Genomic DNA, 19,093 nt, shown 5'->3' with positions numbered 1-19,093 from the left:
TTCTTCGCTTCTCGAAACGTATCCAGCCGGGCGTTAACCTTGTCACAAAGTACCGCTTACAAGGAACCGCTATGGCACAGCCCATTATTATTGATTGCGATCCGGGTCATGATGACGCGATCGCCCTCGTTCTCGCCCTCGCCTCCCCTGAACTGGAAGTGAAAGCGATCACCTCTTCCGCCGGCAACCAGACGCCGGAGAAGACCCTGCGCAACGTGCTGCGGATGCTGACGCTGCTCAAACGCCCGGATATTCCGGTGGCGGGCGGCGCGGTGAAACCGCTCATGCGCGAACTGATTATCGCTGATAACGTTCACGGCGAAAGCGGTCTTGACGGCCCGGCGCTGCCCGAGCCGTCATTCGCCCCGCAAAGCGGCACTGCCGTTGAGCTGATGGCAAAAACACTGCGCGAGAGCTCACAGCCGGTCACCATCGTCTCCACTGGCCCACAGACCAACGTGGCGCTGCTGCTGAATAGCCATCCGGAACTGCATACGAAAATCGCCCGCATTGTGATCATGGGCGGCGCGATGGCGCTGGGTAACTGGACGCCCGCTGCGGAATTTAATATTTACGTCGATCCGGAAGCGGCAGAAATTGTCTTCCAGTCAGGCATTCCGGTGGTGATGGCCGGGCTGGACGTCACCCATAAGGCGCAGATTCACGCCGCCGATATCGAGCGTTTCCGCGACATCGGCAATCCAATTTCGACGATCGTGGCTGAACTACTCGACTTCTTCTTTGAATACCACAAAGACGAAAAATGGGGATTTGTCGGCGCGCCGCTGCACGACCCGTGCACCATCGCCTGGCTGCTGAAACCCGAGATTTTCACCACCGTTAAGCGTTGGGTTGGCGTGGAAACCAAGGGGAAATACACCCAGGGGATGACGGTGGTGGATTATTATTTCCTGACGGGGAATAAGCCGAATGCGACGGTGATGGTGGATGTAGACCGCCAGGGATTTGTCGATTTGCTGGCGGAGCGGCTGCAATACTACGCATAAAGCGCAAAGTAGAATCCAGGGATGAACAGCGATGTTTTGGCGTAACAATAGACCTGAAATCAGCCTGCTACAGCACGATGTAGCCCATATAACGTTTTCAGTACGTAACGGAAAAGCATTGCTTCGTCCCTGCGTTATCCACGCTCCCGACTCTGACGCCGGTATTCATACGCTTTCCTGGCATGGCTCACCGCTGATTCGTTTTTTCTCTGAATCCTGGTGCCCAACCTGCGCAGAATTTGTTTATGCCGGTTTTAGCAATGATGATGAAGGCGCCGCGCAGTTTTTATCCTCACTTGCCGAGTGGAATCAGCCAGGAGTCGGGTTGAACGAAGCATTTACCGCCCTGACGCCGCTGTTTTCACTCTTTGCCGATGGCTATTACCGGCTGGAAGAACGCGAACTTTATCCGACGGATGGCAACGGGCATTTTTTCTGGGCGGTGGGTAACGAAAAACAACCGAATCCCGCGACCACAGGGCAGTGGATTGCTGACGTGGACTATCACTACCAGTCCGGCGAACCCTGTTTTTTACTGCTAGGCCAGCCCCCATCGCGATTTAACCCACAACGCGCCGAGTATTACTGCGATAAGCCAGAGAGCCACGCGCTGGCCTGGTATATGAATGACAGCTGGCTTTGCGTCCTGCTTGATGGTCACCATAAAGCCACCGCCGCCGCGCTGGAAGGCCGGCCCGTGAAGACCTGGGTCATCAGCCAGCCGGTGGCGATGACATGCTACGAGACGCGACAGCAATACCTGCGATTTTATGACGGCGAGCGCCTGGAAGAAGCCCAGTTTCAGCGCCGCATCCCCCTGAAAATACAGTACGAAAAACTACCGCCATCCCTTTGGGAGGATTACTTTACTCGCCATGACGAACGTTATACCCGCGTCAACTGGCCGAACGCATTGGCTAACTGCGCGGCGAATTATCCCAATCTTGCGGCCTGAGCAGACATTATTGCCGCAGGCGATCTGAGCGAGGCCGGCCTCAACAAAATCATGGCGCAAGGGATCACCGAAGAGGGATTTCCCGCCGTATTGTTACGCGCGCTGTTTTATACCCATTCCCCCTTGTTGATTGATTTTGTCCGTTTTCTGACTCGCACCCCCGATTATGCTTGCCACTACCCGCTGGCGTTTCGTTTACTGGCCCAGAAACGCACGCCACAGGCCGATGCTTTTTTCCTCGATTTCGCCATCAATGATGACGGCGAGCGCCCGGAGTTGACGAACATTATGGATGAATACTTTCGCCAGGCGTGACATTGATAAAGATCACCACGCCAGAGGGTGGTGTTCTTTATTCTATAAACTCTCTTTCCCGATAAATTAAACGCAATGGATAATGCAACGTTAGCGATTGGTATCGATCTCGGCACCACTAATAGTTTAATCGCCGTCTGGCAAGACGGAGCCGCACAATTAATACCTAATAAATTTGGTGAATATTTAACACCATCCATAATTAGTATGGATGAAAATAAGCAAATTCTGGTGGGAAAACCTGCCGCAGCTCGTAAAACATCTCATCCAGATAAAACCGCTGCCTTATTTAAACGCGCAATGGGCAGTAATACTCACTGGCATTTGGGTGAAGAGTCGTTTAATGCGCCGGAATTATCTTCGCTGGTTTTACGCTCGCTGAAAGAAGATGCGGAAGACTACCTTCAGCAGCCAATCAAGGACGTCGTGATCTCGGTTCCGGCTTATTTCAGCGATGAGCAGCGGAAGCATACACGCCTTGCCGCTGAGCTTGCGGGGTTAAACGCCGTGCGTTTGATCAATGAACCCACGGCGGCGGCAATGGCTTATGGCCTGCATACGCAGCAAAACAGCCGTTCGCTGGTTTTCGATCTGGGGGGCGGAACCTTTGATGTGACCGTTCTGGAATACGCTACGCCGATTATCGAAGTTCACGCCTCCGCTGGCGATAACTACCTCGGCGGCGAAGATTTCACGCATTTGTTGCTTGATGAAGTGCTGAAACGCTGGAACCTCGATAAATCAGCGCTGACGGATAGCGATCTGGCTGCGCTGTATGCCTGTGTTGAAGCCGCAAAATGCGCCAGCAGCTCCCCGCTGCGCATGAGCTGGCTTTATCAGGAGAGCGTTCTGGAAAGCACGTTTTATGACGATGAGCTGGAAGCCCTGTGGCTACCGTTGCTCAACCGGCTGCGCACGACCATTGAGCAGGCGCTGCGCGACTCCCGACTCAAACCGGAGCAAATTGACAGCCTGGTGCTGGTCGGCGGCGCGTCACAGATGCCGCTGGTGCAACGCATCGCGGTGCGCTTATTCGGTAAATTGCCCTATCAAAGTTACGATCCCAGCACCATCGTGGCGCTTGGCGCCGCAACTCAGGCCGCCTGTCGCCTGCGCCATGAAGACGTTGAAGAGGTGATCCTCACGGATATCTGCCCCTACTCGCTGGGCGTGGAAGTCAACCGACAGGGAGTGCCTGGTATTTTCTCGCCCATCATTGAACGCAATACCACCGTTCCGGTGTCAAAAGTGGAAACGTACTCCACCATGCACCCTGAGCAGGACTCTATTTGCGTCAGGGTATACCAGGGCGAAAGCCATAAGGTGAAAAATAATATCCTGATTGATTCTTTTGACGTCATGCTGAAGCCGAACGGGCACATTCAGGCCATTGATATTCGTTTTAGCTACGATATTAATGGTCTGCTGGAAGTTGACGTGCTGCTGGAAGTTGACGTGCTGCTGGAAGACGGCAAGAGTGAATCCAGAATCATCAGTCACAATGCCACCTCACTGACGACGCAGCAAATCGACGCCAGCCGCGAGCGGCTGCTGGCGCTGAAAATTTATCCCCGCGATATGCTGATTAACCGGACGTTTAAAGCACAGTTAGAGGAGCAGTGGTCACGCGCGTTAGGCGATGAGCGCGAAATGCTGGGGGAGATTATTACCGATTTCGACGCGGCCCTGCTGTCTAATGATATGCAGCGTGTCGATGACGTACGCCGTCGCGCCTGTGAATATCTGGGTATTGACGAGCCGAAAGCGCCGTAACGGCGCTTTCACTACCCCTGTTCAGAAAAAATGGAAGAATCGATTTAACGCGCAGACAATCAACGCGATCAAACCGACAATCTTCATGATTTTCATCACCCCGCCAGATTCCGCCTGACGGGGTGCTTCGGTTTTCGCTTCAGAAGACAATTTTGTCTCTTCTTTCTCAGCCGCCAGCCTGAGCTCTTCCGCCAGCTCCTTTTTGTCACGAATATCGCCTGGCTTCATGGCGATTTTAGATGACAATGCCTGCGTTATCAGCGCCTCCAGCGGACAGGACTGCCCCTCCTCCAGCCGGATCAGCAGGCGAAAAAAGGGCTTTTCTTTGGGAAACGCTTCCAGCACCACCTGCTCCGCCGTCCGGTACAGATCCAACAGCGGCGTTTCGGGTTCCCCCTGGGTACTCAGCCGTGAATTTGCCCACGCCATCGCTTTTCGCTTATAAAACAGGGAGTCAACAAATGAACGCCCCAGCGGTGATAACCTACCGCTGTGCAAAATGTCGGCCCACAGTAAACGCGTGCGCGCGCTTTCACCGGGGACATATTCGGCATCCGCCATACAGCGCGCTTCGACCGCCATCACCGCCAGCGGGAAGAAATCAGGCCGATGCTGGCGGCACCAGCCCAGCAACAGGTCGTCCGCCTGCGTGGAGGGATAACGCTGCCAGAAATCGCAAAGGTCGGCCAACAGGCTTTCCCCTTCACCGCAGAGCAAACGCTGTTTGCACAGGTAATAGTGCGCATCTTCGTTATCCGGCTCCGCGGCCTGCCAGCGACGAGCAATATCGACCAGTTCCGCCATGCCCCACTGCTCGGCGCTAAACCAGTGTAATAGTTTACGATGCAGCTGTTTATCATCGGGAATTATCCAGGCTCCCTGAACCTGCAGAGCGTCGGCAAAATGTTCGGGATAAAAGCGCCAGATACGCTCAAGCTTAAAAAAGTAGGCGTCAGTTTGGTCTTGAACAACAAGAGGCAATTTGGCCAGACTTAGCAGATCAAACGCATCGCCCCGCTTTACGGTCTCCAGAAATGCTTCCAGCTCTTCTCCATCAGCATCATCTTCTGCTTCCTGCGGCTGCCAGTTCAGACGCTGCGCCAACAATGCCAGGCAAGACAGCGAGATCGTTTCTGTTTTCATGGCGATGTCGCACAACTGCCAGCGCAGCTTATCTATCTCATCCATTGAACACTGGTTCAATTGCTGAATAAATTTCTGCCATGCCGAGGGCTGAAAGCGATCGCGCTCTGATGCCAGCAATTCCCTGAACGCCACCAGTATTTCATGTTCGTCGCCCACCTCTTCCGTTTTTGCGTCCTCCGCAGGCGAGGCGGCCCAGTGCTGCGCTTCTTCATAGGCCTGGCGCAATCGCTTAAAACCCTGCGGATCGCTCTCAGGGTGGAATGAGGGCAACAGGGCAAGATAAGCCTGACGGATACATTCCAGATCGGTGGTAGGTTCAATGCCCAGGATTTCCCAACAGATATTCATAAATCGCTCACTCCTTTAAGCGTTTCCGGGCATGTCGGTTGTTCGTTGAGCGGACGCCACGGTAGCTGCGCATAATAACTCTCTGTCGTAGAGGCCAGTTCATTAAACATCCGCGCGCCTGAAGCGTCGTACTTTAGGTGAGCGAAATATGCCTGTATGGTGTCCCCTTTAGCCTGCCAGTACAGCCGACCCAACGAATAGGCGGCAAAATATTGCGTCCAACCGTCGTAAAAATAGTACGCCCGCGCATAGATACGCGATTGCAGCCACAGGCTTTCCTCTTCCGTCAGCCATTGATTCAACACCCCCATCCGGCATAAAAACCCCATACGCACATAGTCCCAGGCTTTAATGCCGCCGCGCCCGCAGCATAGTGCGGTTTCGGCAACAAATCGCGCATAAATCTGGCCCTGCTCGCCAAACTGCGCGGTAAATTCGCGCCATTGACGAGGAGATAGCGTAAACCAGCGGATATAAAAGGGAGCCAAATCTGCCGCATGACCATCGTCCGTCATCCGATAGATGGTTTGAATAAGATCTTCACGGTTATCAATCCCCCATGAATCGGAGAGATCGACAGCAGGAATTCCGGTATACATTGCTGGAGAGGTATGCGAAGGCTCATTGCCGATATATAGCACCTCCATCGGCGTGGAGAGCGCAAAAAGTAAATATTGTTCTTCCTTGTCCATATTCGATATCCCTAATGCATAAACTGGCGTAATACATGGCCGACAACGCCAATAAATAAAATGATTTTAATCACCTGCCAGAGGCCAAAGCCGCCGCCAGATTCCTCCGTACTCGGCGAAGTCACCGTCGTCACCGGTTCTTCATCTGCGACTACAGCTTCACACGGTGTGGCGACAGCCGCAGCCCGCCCCAGCAACCCGCGAATAACCAGCGCTTCCAACGGGCAGATATCCGGCGCATCAAGCTTCGTTACCAGACTCTGTAACAATGCCGCTGACGGCTCCTCGGCGCACGCCAGGCTATCCGCCACCTGATACAACAGCCAGTATGGATGCTGGCTATGCGCCTCACTCACCGCTGGCGCGCCATAATTCAAACGCCGCGCAATAAAACTTTCGCTTAGCGGCGATAATGCGCCGCTGTGCAGCGCCTCGGCCCACAGCAAGCAGGAACGAGCGCTTGAGCCGGGAATATACAGCAGCTGTTCAGCGTTAATATCCACCTGCTCACGCCCCTCAACCGCCATCACCAGCAGCGGGAAAAAGTCCGGTCGATGCTGACGGCACCAGCGCAGCAACAGATCGTCAAGCTGGGTAGAAGGATACGCCCACCACTGCGCGTAAAGTTCTGGCAGCAGGCTATCGCCTTCACCGCAAAATACGCGCTGGGCTAAGTAGTAATAACCCGGCGTTGCGTTATCGGGTTCGGCTTCCTGCCATGCCAGGGCGACAGGCAGCAGCTCCGCAATACCCCAGTGCAAGGTGCTGAACCAGCGTAACAGACGTCGTTGAAAGCGTAGATTGTCCGGGATAATCCAGGCGCCGTGCTGCGCCATAAGTTGGGCGAAATAGAGAGGATGCTCGAAAAAGGTGTTGTCCAGGGCATCATAAAAAGCAATGGTCTGGTTTTGTACCGCCACTGGCAAATGCAGCAATAGCGAATAATCAAACAGGTCGCCACGGCGGATTTCAAACAAAAGATCCTCCACCTCCTCGGCATCGACATCTCGATTATCACTCCCCTGTTCCCAAGCCAGGCGATCTGACAGCAGTTTCAGACACGAGTAAGAAATAGGAAAGGTCTTCATCGCGATAGCGCACAGCCACCAGCGCGATTTTTCGACCTGTAAAATCGATAATTTATTGATCTGTTGGATAAACTCCTGCCATGCCTGCGGCTGAAAGCGCCGTTCGCCATCCGCCAGCAAATCACCGAATATCTCCCTGAGATAATTCACCCACGGGGTATCGGGATCCTCATCAACCACCGTAATGGCGGGCGATGTTGTCCCCTGCAATGCATTCTCATAGGCTTCTCGCAATTGCTTAAAACCCTGCGGATCGGTTTCCGGATGAAATGACGGCAGCAGCGCCAGATAAGCCTGACGAATGGCGTCGGTATCCGTGGTGGCCTCAATGCCAAGGACTTGCCAACAGGTTTTCATAGATCGCTCACCTCCTGAAGCGTGTCCGGGCATTCAGGGTAATGGGGCAGGTAGCGCCACGGCAGCGTGGCGTAAAAACTGTCCTTCCCTGCGATCAGCTTATTCATCATACGTCGCCCCGCGTCATCAAACTCCTTACGGGCGAATGTCTCGCGTAGCAACGGTAGGTTATCGCCATTCCGTAACTGCCAGTACAAACGCCCGGTGTAATAAGCGCTGAAATACGGCAACCAGCCGGAATAATAGCTGAGCGCGCGAAGCTGTATCCGCGACTGCAGCCACAGGCTCTCCTCTTCCGTCAGCCATTCATTGAGCACGCCCATGCGGCAGAGAAATCCCATCCGCACATAATCCCAACTGCGAATACCACCTTCGCCGCAACACACGGCGGTATCAGCGACGAATCGGGCATAAATGCGATCTCCCTCGTCCAGCGCGTCGGTATACTCCTGCCACTCCTGCGGCGCATACCTAAACCAGCGGCGATATAGCCATTCCAGTTGTGTGGCATGACCGTCATCCGTCATGCGGGAAATGGTCTGAAGCTGCTCATCACGATTTTCAATACCCCACGACGATTCAAGATCGAAACGTTTTACACCTAAATACATTTTCGGTGACGAATGTGAAGGTAAACAGTCCTCGTTCAATACTTCCATCGGCGAGGAAAGTGCAAAGAGTAAATATTGTGATTCTTTATCCATAATAAATCGCCAAAATATATTCACGCTACAAATAAAAACGCAATTGAAAACTAAAATAGAGTACAACAAAGCCAAATCGCAATATATTATTAATCTAAAAAACAATGGCGGGATAAATTAAAAAATGAATCATTCCATAACCAGTCATCCCTGCGACAACGTATCTTTAGCACAATTAACCGAACTGGCGCAGTCAGGAAATAGCGAAGCTCAATATATATTAGGCCGTTTATATAATGACGAACGTATAGATGGCAGCGAAGAGGATAAGCTCTCTTTTTATTGGCTACAGCAGGCGGCCGAGCAAGGGCATTGCGAGGCGCAATATTGGCTCGGCTTACGATACAAAGACACGCCTACCGACATGAAAGATAATACGCTGGCTTTATTCTGGTCAGAAAAAGCCGCACAGCAAGGACACCGACACGCTTTCAACACATTAGGCTGGGTTCAGGAAGGAGAAACCGGGATGGCTCCAGATTATGCCCAGGCCGTTGCCTGGTATCGCAAAGGAGCAGAACAGAGCCACAACCTTGCGCAATATAATCTCGGGAGAATGTATCATTCAGGAACTGGCGTAGAGCAAAATAATACACAGGCACTCTACTGGTTTAAACAGGCAGCATTACAAGGCCATTGCGCCAGCCAGGAAAGACTGGCGTATATGTATGGCAATGGGAAAGGATGTCGAAAAAATTTATCCCTTGCCGCCCTTTGGTACAAGAAGAGCGCGCTACAAGAGAGCAGCTACTCGCAATATCAGATGGGCTATTGTTATTACATCGGAAAAGGTATCAAACAAGATTACCAGCAGGCAATATACTGGTTTCGAAAAGCGGCAGACCAGGGTGACGATGATGCCTATAACAGTATCGGCTGGATGTACAAATGCGGTCATGGCGTCGAGCAAAATTATTCACTAGCACTGGAATGGTTCCACAAATCAGCAGAATGTAACAATTCATCGGGCTGGTACAACCTCGGATGCATGTACAGAGATGGATACGGTACCGCACAAGACCTACAACAAGCGCTTTACTGGTTCAAAAAAGCACAGCCCACGGGCAAATGGAACGTCGACGAAGAGATCCGCAAACTGGAAGCCCAACTGCACGCTTAACATGGCGGACGGCAACCGTCCGCTCACGATAATGAACCTTACGGCTCAAACGGCCTGCGCTGGAACTGATCGTGGCCACACTTCGGGCAGAGCGGCAACACATCCGGCGTGTAAACCGCCAGATGATAGTGGCATTTCTCGCACACCAGATTCCCCAATCCCACCACTTCGCCACTATGATACACGCCGTGGTGATTCAAATCCTGGAATACCTCGCGCCATTCCAGCTGGGTTTTGTCGGTAATGTCCGCCAGTTCCTGCCAGAGACTCTCTTTAATCACCCGCAAGAAGACGCTATCGTCCTGGCTCTCTTCGTAGTTCATGGCGAACTCTTCCAGATCGCGTCTGACAGCGCGCGTCAGTTCGTCCACCTCGGTTCGCGTTAACTCCCCTGTTTGCATCACGCGCTGGCGCGCCTGCTCCACCAGCGCATCAATGTCGCGCTCGCCATTGCGTAAACGCTCGCTTAATGAGGCCACCAGTTCACGGTAATATTGAGCAACCTTGTTCATCACTTCACCTCTTGGATCGTTAACTGCCTATAATAATAGACGTTATTTGCGTTACGCTTTGCAAGGCTGCCCACAGAGTCTGTAAATTCTTGTCAGGCCGACTCGCGTATCCAGCGCGTCAGCGAGGTACGATCGACATTTAACCGTTTCGCCACTAACGATTTATTATCCCTTTCCGCCTCTAATAATTTTCTCAGAATACGCAGGCGAATAGTTTTATAATCGCCAGCCAGCATCTGGCAGTCGTGGCAGGTATTTGGCTCGCGTCGGCTCCCCTCTTCCAGATCGTCCAGCAAGAGGCGTCCCTCATCCAGCGTGGCCGGGGAGTGATCAATAGAGAGCACCAGCCGTTCGATAATATTGCTTAACTGCCTGACGTTTCCGGGCCAGGCGAAGCGCTGAAGCTCTTGCCACAGCGCCGGGGTTAACGTTAGTGCCGGGCGTTTATAATGCTGGCTGAAACTAGTAAGCAGCGACAGGCCGATGGCTTTGATATCCTCCGGACGTTTGCGTAGCGGGATGGTGGTCACTTTTAATACGTTAAGCCGATAGTAAAGATCTTCGCGAAATGTCCCGTCCGCAATGAGCTTCGTTAACGTCTGATTGGTCGCCGCAATCACGCGAATATCAACAGGTATCATCTGGTCTGAGCCCAGCCGCATAATCTGCCGCTCCTGCAATACCCGTAATAAGCGCGTCTGTAGCGGTTTATCCAGCTCGCTAATCTCATCCAGAAAAATGGTACCGTGGTGCGCTAATTCAAACAGGCCTATTTTGCCTTTCGGCGACGCGCCGGTAAATGCGCCGGCGACATAGCCAAAGAGTTCGCTCTCCAGAATCTGAGGGGCCATCGCGCCGCAGTTAATGGCGACAAACGGGCCGTTGACGCGTTGGCTGGCATTATGAATACTTTGCGCCAGCACCTCTTTTCCCGTCCCGCTTTCGCCATTAATTAAGATAGTCGCGTCCGTACCGGCATAATTTTTAATGATCGCCAGACGACGCAGCATTTCCGGGTTTTCGGTAAGCAGATCGTCGAAATGATAGCGGGCACTCAAGCCGCGGCGAGACAGTTCCTGGCGGCGAACATGATGTTCCGCCCCCTGTAAACTGGAGACGGTTTGCATCGTCAACACCACCCGGCTTAACTGTCTGGCCGCAAATACCGGATACAGATTAACCACCATCGCGCCTTGCGGCGTATCGACGACTTTCGCGCTGACGGTTTTTCCCTCACGTAATGTATGCCGCTCCTGGTGCAATACCTGTTTCAGGAAAGATGCGTCATAAATCTCACCGGAGGCGTTAATTTTAAAAAGTTGGCTCGCATATTTATTGTAATGCAGTAACGCGCCGGTATCATCAAGCGTGATAACAGCTTTATCAAACTGATCGAGAATCAGCTGCAGATGATGACGCTCGAGTAATTGGCTGCGAAAAGCCAGATATAATGAGCGGGCTTCTTCCAGAGCTTCGGTTATTGAGGCTGGGCTGGAATCAAGTAAACGGAATTGCGAGCCCAGCGGTGAAAAATAATCCTGACAAACGGTATCGCCAACAATGCAATCTAATGGCGTGGACGCTAATTGTTGCTTCAGGCAAGAAATCGTTTCTTTATCATTTCCCTGTAAGGTAAAAATTTTATAGTTAATATTTAACTGTTCCGCTACGCGCGCGCATCCTTTGATCACACTGGAAAAGCCGACAATACCGACAGTGCCTTTTTGTCCTTTAAAAGGGATAAGCGCATCAAGAATGTCGTAGCCGGACATTTTAATTTCGACTACCGGTAATTTACTGTGCTTTTTTAATATTTCCGCACAGCCGCCACGACTAATCAGTACCTGGTGCCCACGGGACTCTAATAAAGGTAGCTCATCCAGGATACGATTAAGCGTCGTTTGATGAATAGTGACGGCGTAATCCAACTGCGCGACCAGCGCCTCGGCAGCCTTTGCCAGTTGCGGGTAAGGAGAGACAAAACAGAGAGGAGATGCGGCTATATCTTTCGTCTTATTCATCACTCACCATCCTGTTGGTTTATGAACGGGCGAGACCGCCCGTCGTGATTTATTTTCCGCCGAAACGCTAACCGCCTGCGGCGGCTGGGTTCAGTTTACGATCGTAGCGTTTTTTTATCCATACGGTCAGGAAGGGGGCGCACAGAGCGGTAATAATCGTCGAGGCCGCCACCTGCGCCGCCGCCGTCGACGCCAGGTCGGTAAAATGCGGATCGAGCAGCGCGATTGCCGCTGGCGTCGCGACAGCGTTGCCAGAGGTGGTGGATACCGCCGCGCCTGCCACGCCGCTGCCTCCCGTCAGACGATCGGCGAAAATATTAAAAAATCCGCCAATCGCCACCGTCATGAGTCCCAGTAAAATGCCTGAAGAACCTGCCGTGATAAGTCTTGCGAAATCAATACCGTATCCTAACCCAAAGGCAAAAAAGGAATCGTTACCACGCTGCCCTGTTTAAGAAACTTGCGCATGTCCTCATCCAGATTACCCAAAATCATGCCAATGATAATGGGAATAATAACCGCCACCAGATTCATAAAGGGTATCGACACCATGCCTGCCGATCCTAACGCCAGCATGGTGAAAAAGGGACCATCGTTCAACGATATTACCGCAATCGCGCCGCCGTCGGTTTCATCGCCGTACTCCCCCACCAACGCGGCATATAACCCACTGTTCGAGTTGGTCATCGCCGAAATAATCGCTAAAGCCGACAGACCTAATAACCCATCCGGGCCGCAAAATTTTCCGACCAGAATGCCAATAATCACGCCGCTGGCAAATTTCGCAAAGGTGATCGCAGCGCCTTTTTTCAGCGCTTTCGGCGCGGCTTTAAACTGGATATCCGCGCCCATACAGACTAAAAACATGCCTAAAATCGCCATTGCGCCATGCGAAATAGAGGTGACAAAACCGCCTATTTCCAGCGCCTCCGGCGCAAAGGTTTTAAACAATGCGCCGATGATCAGCGGTACAACCATCATACCACCAGGAAAACGTTCCAGTGTTTTTTTAATTTTCATAGCTTATTCCCAGGAGATAACCGGACAGCTTGTGCTGCCCGATTTGGTATCAGAACGTCGGCGCGATCTTATAAATAGAGAATTCGTTATGACCTAAATCTTCTGATTTAGTCGTTTTCCCATTCGCGACGCGTAAAATTTCCTGATAAATTTCCTCGCCCATTTGCGTAATAGAAGCCTCGCCAGACATAATGGCGGACACATCAATATCAATATTGTCCTGCATCATTTCCCACGTTGCTTTATTACCCGTAATTTTTATTACCGGCGCTATTGGGTTACCGGCAGGCGTTCCGCGACCGGTAGTAAAAATAACGATCTGCGCTCCACCCGCCACCATGCCGGAAATAGATTCAATATCCTGCCCCGGGGTATCCATAATCCACAGGCCAGGATGCGTTGGGCTATCGGCATATTCCAGTACGCCCTGTAGCGGCGCATGACCTGCTTTATGCATACAGCCTAACGATTTTTCTTCAATGGTAGTCAGCCCGCCTTTAATATTGCCCGGCGTCGGCTGTCCCCCGCGAATATCCTCGCCCAGCGCTTTTGCTCGCGCCTCGCAGCCGACCACTAAATCAATGAGCTGTTGACCAACCTCCGGCGTCACCGCGCGTTTCGCCATCACATGCTCGGCGCCAATAAATTCCGTCGTTTCAGAAAGAATTGAGCTTCCGCCACAGCGTATCAGCTTATCCGAGGCGACCCCGCAGGAAGGGTTAGACGCCAGCCCCGATGTCGTATCTGACCCGCCGCACTCCATCGCCAGCAGCAGCTCGCTAACCGGCGCTTGCTGCGGTTTTTGCATGGAGAGTTGTTGCGCATAGTCGCGGGCCAGCGAAATCCCCCTGGCCTGACATTTAAGCGTGCCGCCCTCTTCCTGAATGGTAATGCAGGAAGTCGGTTTGCCAAATGCGGTAATCTCTTCTGCGATGCGCAGCGGCTCCGCGCCTTCACAGCCTAAGCCCACAACCACAATAGCGCCGACGTTGGGATTATTCGCCACATTAATCAATGTCTTTTCCGTCAGACGCGCATCGCCTGCTACCTGGCAGCAGCCAAAATCGTTATTCACCCATGTCGCGCCTTTTACCTGCCGGGCAATATCCCGGGCAACTTTATTCGCACAAACGCTGGTAGGTAAAATCAGTACATAATTACGGATGCCAAAACGGCCGTCAGGGCGGCGGAAACCCAAAAAAGTCTCATTGCTCATAATCATTTTCCCTTGTTTTATATTATTTCCAGTCACCACGTCCGCGTTCGCTTTCCACATTGTGGACGTGCACATAGTCGCCACTTTTTATTTCCTGAGTGGCGCGGCCAATAGATTCGCCATATTTATAAACTTCGCCATGAAAAGGCACATCGCAGATGGCGAATTTGTGGCCAAATGGCACATCCTGATGTAACACAACGCTTATCTCGCGTTCGCCAATGAACATTGTGGCGGTTTCGCCGGCCTTGAGCGCCGTAATAGCCGTCGCGACGCAATCCTGAGGGTGAATCACCACTGCATTTTTTTTCACGATTAACTCCTTTGCTTTAGTCCTGTCCTCCCTAATCAAAAGGCGTGCCATTTTTTAATTGTATGTTTTATATGACTTTATTTTTATGGGCCGATCTGGCGGTGACAGGAACTGCGGTAATTTGCCTCAGTCGTGTCGCATTTTGCGTCACCTCCTCACGGACGCCTGGCGCGACAAATGTTCTACCCCCTGTTTTGACGTGCGTGTTTGGGCTATGCTATGCGGATCTAAACACCACCTCTAAAGCTACATTTGTAGCTGTATCGAAAACAGGACTACTGGCTACCATGCAAGAGCAATACCGCCCGGAAGAGATAGAATCCAAAGTACAGCTTCACTGGGATGAGAAGCGCACATTTGAAGTGACCGAAGACGAGAGCAAAGAGAAGTATTACTGCCTGTCGATGCTTCCCTATCCTTCTGGCCGACTACACATGGGCCACGTACGTAACTACACCATCGGCGACGTGGTTGCCCGCTACCAGCGTATGCTGGGCAAAAACGTGCTGCAGCCAATCGGCTGGGACGCCTTCGGCCTGCCGGCGGAAGGCGCGGCGGTGAAGAACAACACCGCGCCGGCGCCATGGACGTACGACAACATCGCGTACATGAAAAACCAGCTCAAAACGCTGGGTTTTGGCTATGACTGGAGCCGTGAAATCGCGACCTGCACCCCGGAATACTACCGTTGGGAACAGAAGTTCTTCACCGAGCTGTATAAAAAAGGCCTGGTGTACAAGAAGACTTCTGCCGTTAACTGGTGCCCGAACGATCAGACCGTTCTCGCCAACGAACAGGTGATCGACGGCTGCTGCTGGCGCTGCGACACCAAAGTTGAGCGTAAAGAGATCCCACAGTGGTTTATCAAAATCACCGCTTACGCAGACGAGCTGTTGCGCGATCTGGATAAGCTGGACCACTGGCCTGATACCGTAAAAACGATGCAGCGCAACTGGATTGGCCGTTCTGAAGGCGTGGAAATCACCTTCGATGTGAAGGGTTACGATAACACGCTGACCGTCTATACCACCCGTCCGGATACCTTTATGGGCGCCACCTACCTGGCAGTGGCCGCCGGTCATCCGCTGGCGCAAAAAGCGGCGGCGAATAACGCCGAGCTGGCGGCGTTCATCGACGAATGCCGTAACACCAAAGTGGCCGAAGCCGAAATGGCGACCATGGAGAAAAAAGGCGTCGACACCGGCTATAAAGCGATTCATCCGTTAACTGGCGAAGAGATCCCGGTCTGGGCGGCAAACTTTGTGCTGATGGAGTACGGCACTGGCGCGGTGATGGCCGTTCCGGGTCACGATCAGCGCGACTACGAATTTGCCTCCAAATACGGTTTGACCATCAAGCCGGTGATTCTGGCCGCCGACGGTTCCGAGCCGGATCTTTCCGAACAGGCGCTGACCGAAAAAGGCGTGCTGTTTAACTCCGGCGAGTTCGACGGTCTGGCCTTTGAAGCGGCGTTTAACGCCATTGCCGATAAACTGGCGGAAAAAGGCGTCGGCGAACGTAAAGTGAACTATCGTCTGCGTGACTGGGGCGTTTCCCGTCAGCGTTACTGGGGCGCGCCGATCCCGATGGTCACCCTGGAAGACGGCACCGTGCTGCCGACGCCGGAAGATCAACTGCCGGTTATTCTGCCGGAAGATGTCGTCATGGACGGCATCACCAGCCCGATTAAAGCCGATCCTGAGTGGGCGAAAACCACCGTTAACGGTATGCCGGCGCTGCGTGAAACCGACACCTTCGACACCTTTATGGAATCGTCATGGTACTACGCGCGTTACACCTGCCCGCAGTATCAGGAAGGAATGCTGGATTCGAAAGCGGCAAACTACTGGCTGCCGGTCGACATCTACATCGGCGGTATTGAACATGCCATCATGCACCTGCTCTACTTCCGCTTCTTCCATAAGCTGATGCGCGATGCGGGCATGGTCACCTCTGACGAGCCGGCTAAACAGTTGCTGTGCCAGGGCATGGTACTGGCGGGTGCGTTCTATTATGTCGGCGAGAACGGCGAACGTAACTGGGTTTCGCCAGTTGACGCTATCGTCGAGCGCGATGAAAAAGGCCGCATTGTCAAAGCAAAAGACGCAGCGGGTCATGAGCTGGTCTACACTGGCATGAGTAAAATGTCCAAGTCGAAAAATAACGGTATCGACCCGCAGGTAATGGTTGAACGTTATGGCGCGGACACGGTACGCCTGTTTATGATGTTCGCTTCTCCGGCGGATATGACTCTGGAATGGCAGGAGTCCGGCGTAGAAGGCGCAAACCGCTTTATTAAACGCGTCTGGAAGCTGGTTTACGAACACACCGCTAAAGGTCCTGTCGCGGCGCTGAACGTCGATGCGCTGAGCGAAGATCAAAAAGCGCTGCGTCGCGATGTGCATAAAACCATTGCCAAAGTGACCGATGATATCGGCCGCCGTCAGACGTTCAACACCGCCATTGCGGCGATCATGGAGTTGATGAACAAACTGGCGAAAGCCCCGCAGGAAGGCGAACAAGACCGCGCACTGCTTCAGGAAGCGCTGCAGGCCGTCGTGCGTATGCTTAACCCGTTCACGCCGCACGTCTGCTTTACCTTGTGGCAGGAGCTGGGTGGCGAAGGCGATATCGACAACGCGCCGTGGCCGGTAGCCGACGAGCAGGCAATGGTGGAAAACACCACGCTGGTTGTCGTGCAGGTTAACGGTAAAGTTCGCGGTAAGATCACCGTTGCGGTGGATGCCACCGAAGAACAGGTGCGTGAACGTGCAGGCCAGGAACATCTGGTGGCAAAATATCTTGATGGCGTTACCGTGCGTAAAGTGATTTACGTTCCGGGTAAACTCCTCAATCTGGTTGTTGGCTAAGCGCGGGAGGAAGCGTGCGATATCTGGTAACACTGTTGTTATCTCTGGCGGTGCTGGTCACCGCCGGATGCGGCTGGCATCTGCGTAGCACTACGCAGGTTCCGGCTTCAATGAAAACGATGATCCTCGATTCCGGCGATCCGAACGGTCCGCTAAGTCGTGCGGTACGTAATCAGTTACGGCTGAATAACGTAAACCTGCTTGATAAAGACACAACGCGCAAAGACGTTCCGTCTCTGCGGCTTGGAACGGTGACTATTTCGCAGGATACGGCGTCAGTGTTCCAGGACGGCCAGACGGCGGAATATCAGATGGTGATGACCGTCAATGCCTCGGTATTGATTCCGGGCCATGACATCTATCCTATCAGCACGAAAGTGTACCGTTCGTTCTTCGATAACCCGCAGATAGCGTTGGCGAAGGATAACGAGCAGGCCATGATCGTTCAGGAGATGTACGACAAAGCCGCTGAACAGCTGATTCGTAAGCTGACCAGCGTCCGCGCGGCGGATATTCAGGCGACGAAAGAGGAGGCTACCGCCGACAATGAGACGGCGGCGCCCGCCTCTACGCCAGCACGCGTCTCCACTACGCTGAGTAACTAATGATCAGGTTGTATCCTGAACAACTCCGAGCGCAGCTCAATGAAGGGCTGCGTGCGGCATATCTGCTATTGGGCAACGATCCGCTGCTGCTGCAGGAAAGTCAGGACGCTATTCGTCTGGCGGCTGCGTCGCAAGGCTTCGAAGAGCACCACGCTTTTACTCTCGATCCCAGTACCGACTGGGGATCGCTTTTCTCACTCTGCCAGGCGATGAGCCTGTTCGCCAGCCGTCAAACGCTGGTGCTGCAACTGCCGGAAAACGGGCCTAACGCGGCAATGAATGAGCAACTCGCCACCCTGAGCGAGCTGCTGCATGACGACCTGTTATTAATAGTACGCGGAAACAAGCTCACCAAAGCGCAGGAAAACGCCGCCTGGTATACCGCGCTGGCAGACCGTAGCGTTCAGGTCAGTTGTCAGACGCCGGAGCAGGCGCAGCTTCCCCGCTGGGTGGCCGCCAGAGCGAAAGCACAGAATTTGCAACTGGATGACGCCGCGAACCAACTGCTGTGCTATTGCTATGAGGGCAATCTGTTGGCGCTGGCGCAGGCGCTGGAACGGCTGTCGCTGCTTTGGCCTGACGGTAAGTTAACGCTTCCTCGCGTGGAGCAGGCCGTCAATGACGCCGCCCACTTTACCCCTTTCCACTGGGTGGATGCGTTACTGATGGGGAAAAGCAAACGCGCGCTGCATATTCTGCAACAGCTACGCCTCGAAGGCAGCGAGCCGGTTATTCTGCTGCGGACCCTCCAGCGAGAGCTGCTGCTACTGGTCAATCTCAAACGTCAGTCCGCGCATACGCCGTTACGCGCGCTGTTTGATAAACACCGGGTCTGGCAAAACCGTCGCCCCATGATCGGCGACGCGTTGCAGCGTCTCCATCCTGCGCAGCTTCGCCAGGCCGTGCAGTTACTGACGCGTACAGAAATTACGCTCAAACAGGATTATGGTCAGTCGGTATGGGCAGATCTTGAAGGGCTATCGCTCCTGCTCTGCCATAAGGCGCTGGCAGACGTATTTATTGATGGGTGA

At 53.1% G+C, this 19,093-nt stretch carries 14 protein-coding genes and 2 pseudogenes; 7 read left to right on the top strand and 9 right to left on the bottom strand.

Annotation, left to right across the window (positions count from 1 at the left end):
- Window positions 1-71 precede the first annotated feature (71 nt).
- From rihA to ACFK9X_RS07670, 3 genes and pseudogenes are all read left to right on the top strand, one after another.
- Window positions 72-1,007, top strand: a complete 936-nt coding sequence (rihA, locus tag ACFK9X_RS07680) for a pyrimidine-specific ribonucleoside hydrolase RihA (protein ID WP_151116053.1) — start codon at window positions 72-74, stop codon at window positions 1,005-1,007.
- 31 nt (window positions 1,008-1,038) lie between these two features.
- Window positions 1,039-2,277: pseudogene (locus tag ACFK9X_RS07675) on the top strand (hypothetical protein).
- 75 nt (window positions 2,278-2,352) lie between these two features.
- Complete coding sequence (locus tag ACFK9X_RS07670) at window positions 2,353-4,050, top strand: molecular chaperone HscC (RefSeq protein WP_151116051.1); 1,698 nt, start codon at window positions 2,353-2,355, stop codon at window positions 4,048-4,050.
- Between the two features lie 21 nt (window positions 4,051-4,071).
- On the opposite strand, the gene ACFK9X_RS07665 is transcribed toward ACFK9X_RS07670, so the two are convergent.
- The 4 genes from ACFK9X_RS07665 to ACFK9X_RS07650 are packed head-to-tail and all read right to left on the bottom strand — an operon-like array spanning window position 4,072 to window position 8,385.
- Complete coding sequence (locus ACFK9X_RS07665) at window positions 4,072-5,544, bottom strand: J domain-containing protein (protein ID WP_001017760.1); 1,473 nt, start codon at window positions 5,542-5,544, stop codon at window positions 4,072-4,074.
- A complete protein-coding gene (locus ACFK9X_RS07660) occupies window positions 5,541-6,236 on the bottom strand; it encodes a DUF1266 domain-containing protein (protein ID WP_000356624.1) in 696 nt (231 codons plus the stop codon). Before ACFK9X_RS07660 ends, ACFK9X_RS07665 begins: the two co-directional genes overlap by 4 nt.
- 11 nt (window positions 6,237-6,247) lie before the next feature.
- A complete protein-coding gene (locus ACFK9X_RS07655) occupies window positions 6,248-7,681 on the bottom strand; it encodes a J domain-containing protein (protein ID WP_151116049.1) in 1,434 nt (477 codons plus the stop codon).
- Window positions 7,678-8,385, bottom strand: a complete 708-nt coding sequence (locus ACFK9X_RS07650; RefSeq protein ID WP_151116047.1) for a DUF1266 domain-containing protein — start codon at window positions 8,383-8,385, stop codon at window positions 7,678-7,680. Before ACFK9X_RS07650 ends, ACFK9X_RS07655 begins: the two co-directional genes overlap by 4 nt.
- 124 nt (window positions 8,386-8,509) lie before the next feature.
- Between ACFK9X_RS07650 and ACFK9X_RS07645 the strand changes: the two genes are divergently transcribed.
- Complete coding sequence (locus tag ACFK9X_RS07645) at window positions 8,510-9,505, top strand: tetratricopeptide repeat protein (RefSeq protein WP_001016629.1); 996 nt, start codon at window positions 8,510-8,512, stop codon at window positions 9,503-9,505.
- 38 nt (window positions 9,506-9,543) lie between these two features.
- Here ACFK9X_RS07645 and ACFK9X_RS07640 read toward each other — a convergent pair whose 3' ends face one another.
- The 5 genes and pseudogenes from ACFK9X_RS07640 to ACFK9X_RS07620 all read right to left on the bottom strand — a co-directional run bounded on the left by ACFK9X_RS07640 (window position 9,544) and on the right by ACFK9X_RS07620 (window position 14,638).
- Complete coding sequence (locus ACFK9X_RS07640; protein WP_151116045.1) at window positions 9,544-10,017, bottom strand: zinc ribbon-containing protein; 474 nt, start codon at window positions 10,015-10,017, stop codon at window positions 9,544-9,546.
- Between the two features lie 92 nt (window positions 10,018-10,109).
- A complete protein-coding gene (locus ACFK9X_RS07635) occupies window positions 10,110-12,038 on the bottom strand; it encodes a sigma-54-dependent Fis family transcriptional regulator (RefSeq protein WP_151116043.1) in 1,929 nt (642 codons plus the stop codon).
- A 67-nt stretch (window positions 12,039-12,105) separates the two neighbouring features.
- Window positions 12,106-13,058, bottom strand: a pseudogene (locus tag ACFK9X_RS07630) (2-keto-3-deoxygluconate permease 2).
- A 49-nt stretch (window positions 13,059-13,107) separates the two neighbouring features.
- Window positions 13,108-14,280 carry a UxaA family hydrolase gene (locus tag ACFK9X_RS07625; RefSeq protein ID WP_001675440.1) on the bottom strand — a complete coding sequence of 391 codons (1,173 nt, stop codon included), beginning with the start codon at window positions 14,278-14,280 and terminating at the stop codon, window positions 13,108-13,110.
- Between the two features lie 16 nt (window positions 14,281-14,296).
- A complete protein-coding gene (locus ACFK9X_RS07620) occupies window positions 14,297-14,638 on the bottom strand; it encodes a UxaA family hydrolase (RefSeq protein WP_001574029.1) in 342 nt (113 codons plus the stop codon).
- A gap of 236 nt (window positions 14,639-14,874) precedes the next feature.
- On the opposite strand from ACFK9X_RS07620, the gene leuS reads away from it, so the two are divergent.
- The 3 genes from leuS to holA are packed head-to-tail and all read left to right on the top strand — an operon-like array spanning window position 14,875 to window position 19,093.
- Window positions 14,875-17,457 carry a leucine--tRNA ligase gene (gene leuS / locus ACFK9X_RS07615; protein ID WP_151116041.1) on the top strand — a complete coding sequence of 861 codons (2,583 nt, stop codon included), beginning with the start codon at window positions 14,875-14,877 and terminating at the stop codon, window positions 17,455-17,457.
- 14 nt (window positions 17,458-17,471) lie between these two features.
- Window positions 17,472-18,062, top strand: a complete 591-nt coding sequence (lptE, locus tag ACFK9X_RS07610; protein WP_151116039.1) for an LPS assembly lipoprotein LptE — start codon at window positions 17,472-17,474, stop codon at window positions 18,060-18,062.
- Window positions 18,062-19,093, top strand: coding sequence for a DNA polymerase III subunit delta (holA, locus tag ACFK9X_RS07605; RefSeq protein ID WP_000620491.1), 1,032 nt, complete (start codon window positions 18,062-18,064; stop codon window positions 19,091-19,093). The genes lptE and holA overlap by 1 nt, the downstream gene beginning before the upstream one ends.

The sequence above is a fragment of the Salmonella sp. WC3 genome (genome assembly GCF_042932255.1).
In the GTDB taxonomy this organism is placed as follows: domain Bacteria; phylum Pseudomonadota; class Gammaproteobacteria; order Enterobacterales; family Enterobacteriaceae; genus Salmonella; species Salmonella enterica.
The sequence above is the reverse complement of the archived record's forward strand: the minus strand, read 5'-3'. Positions and strand labels throughout refer to the sequence as shown.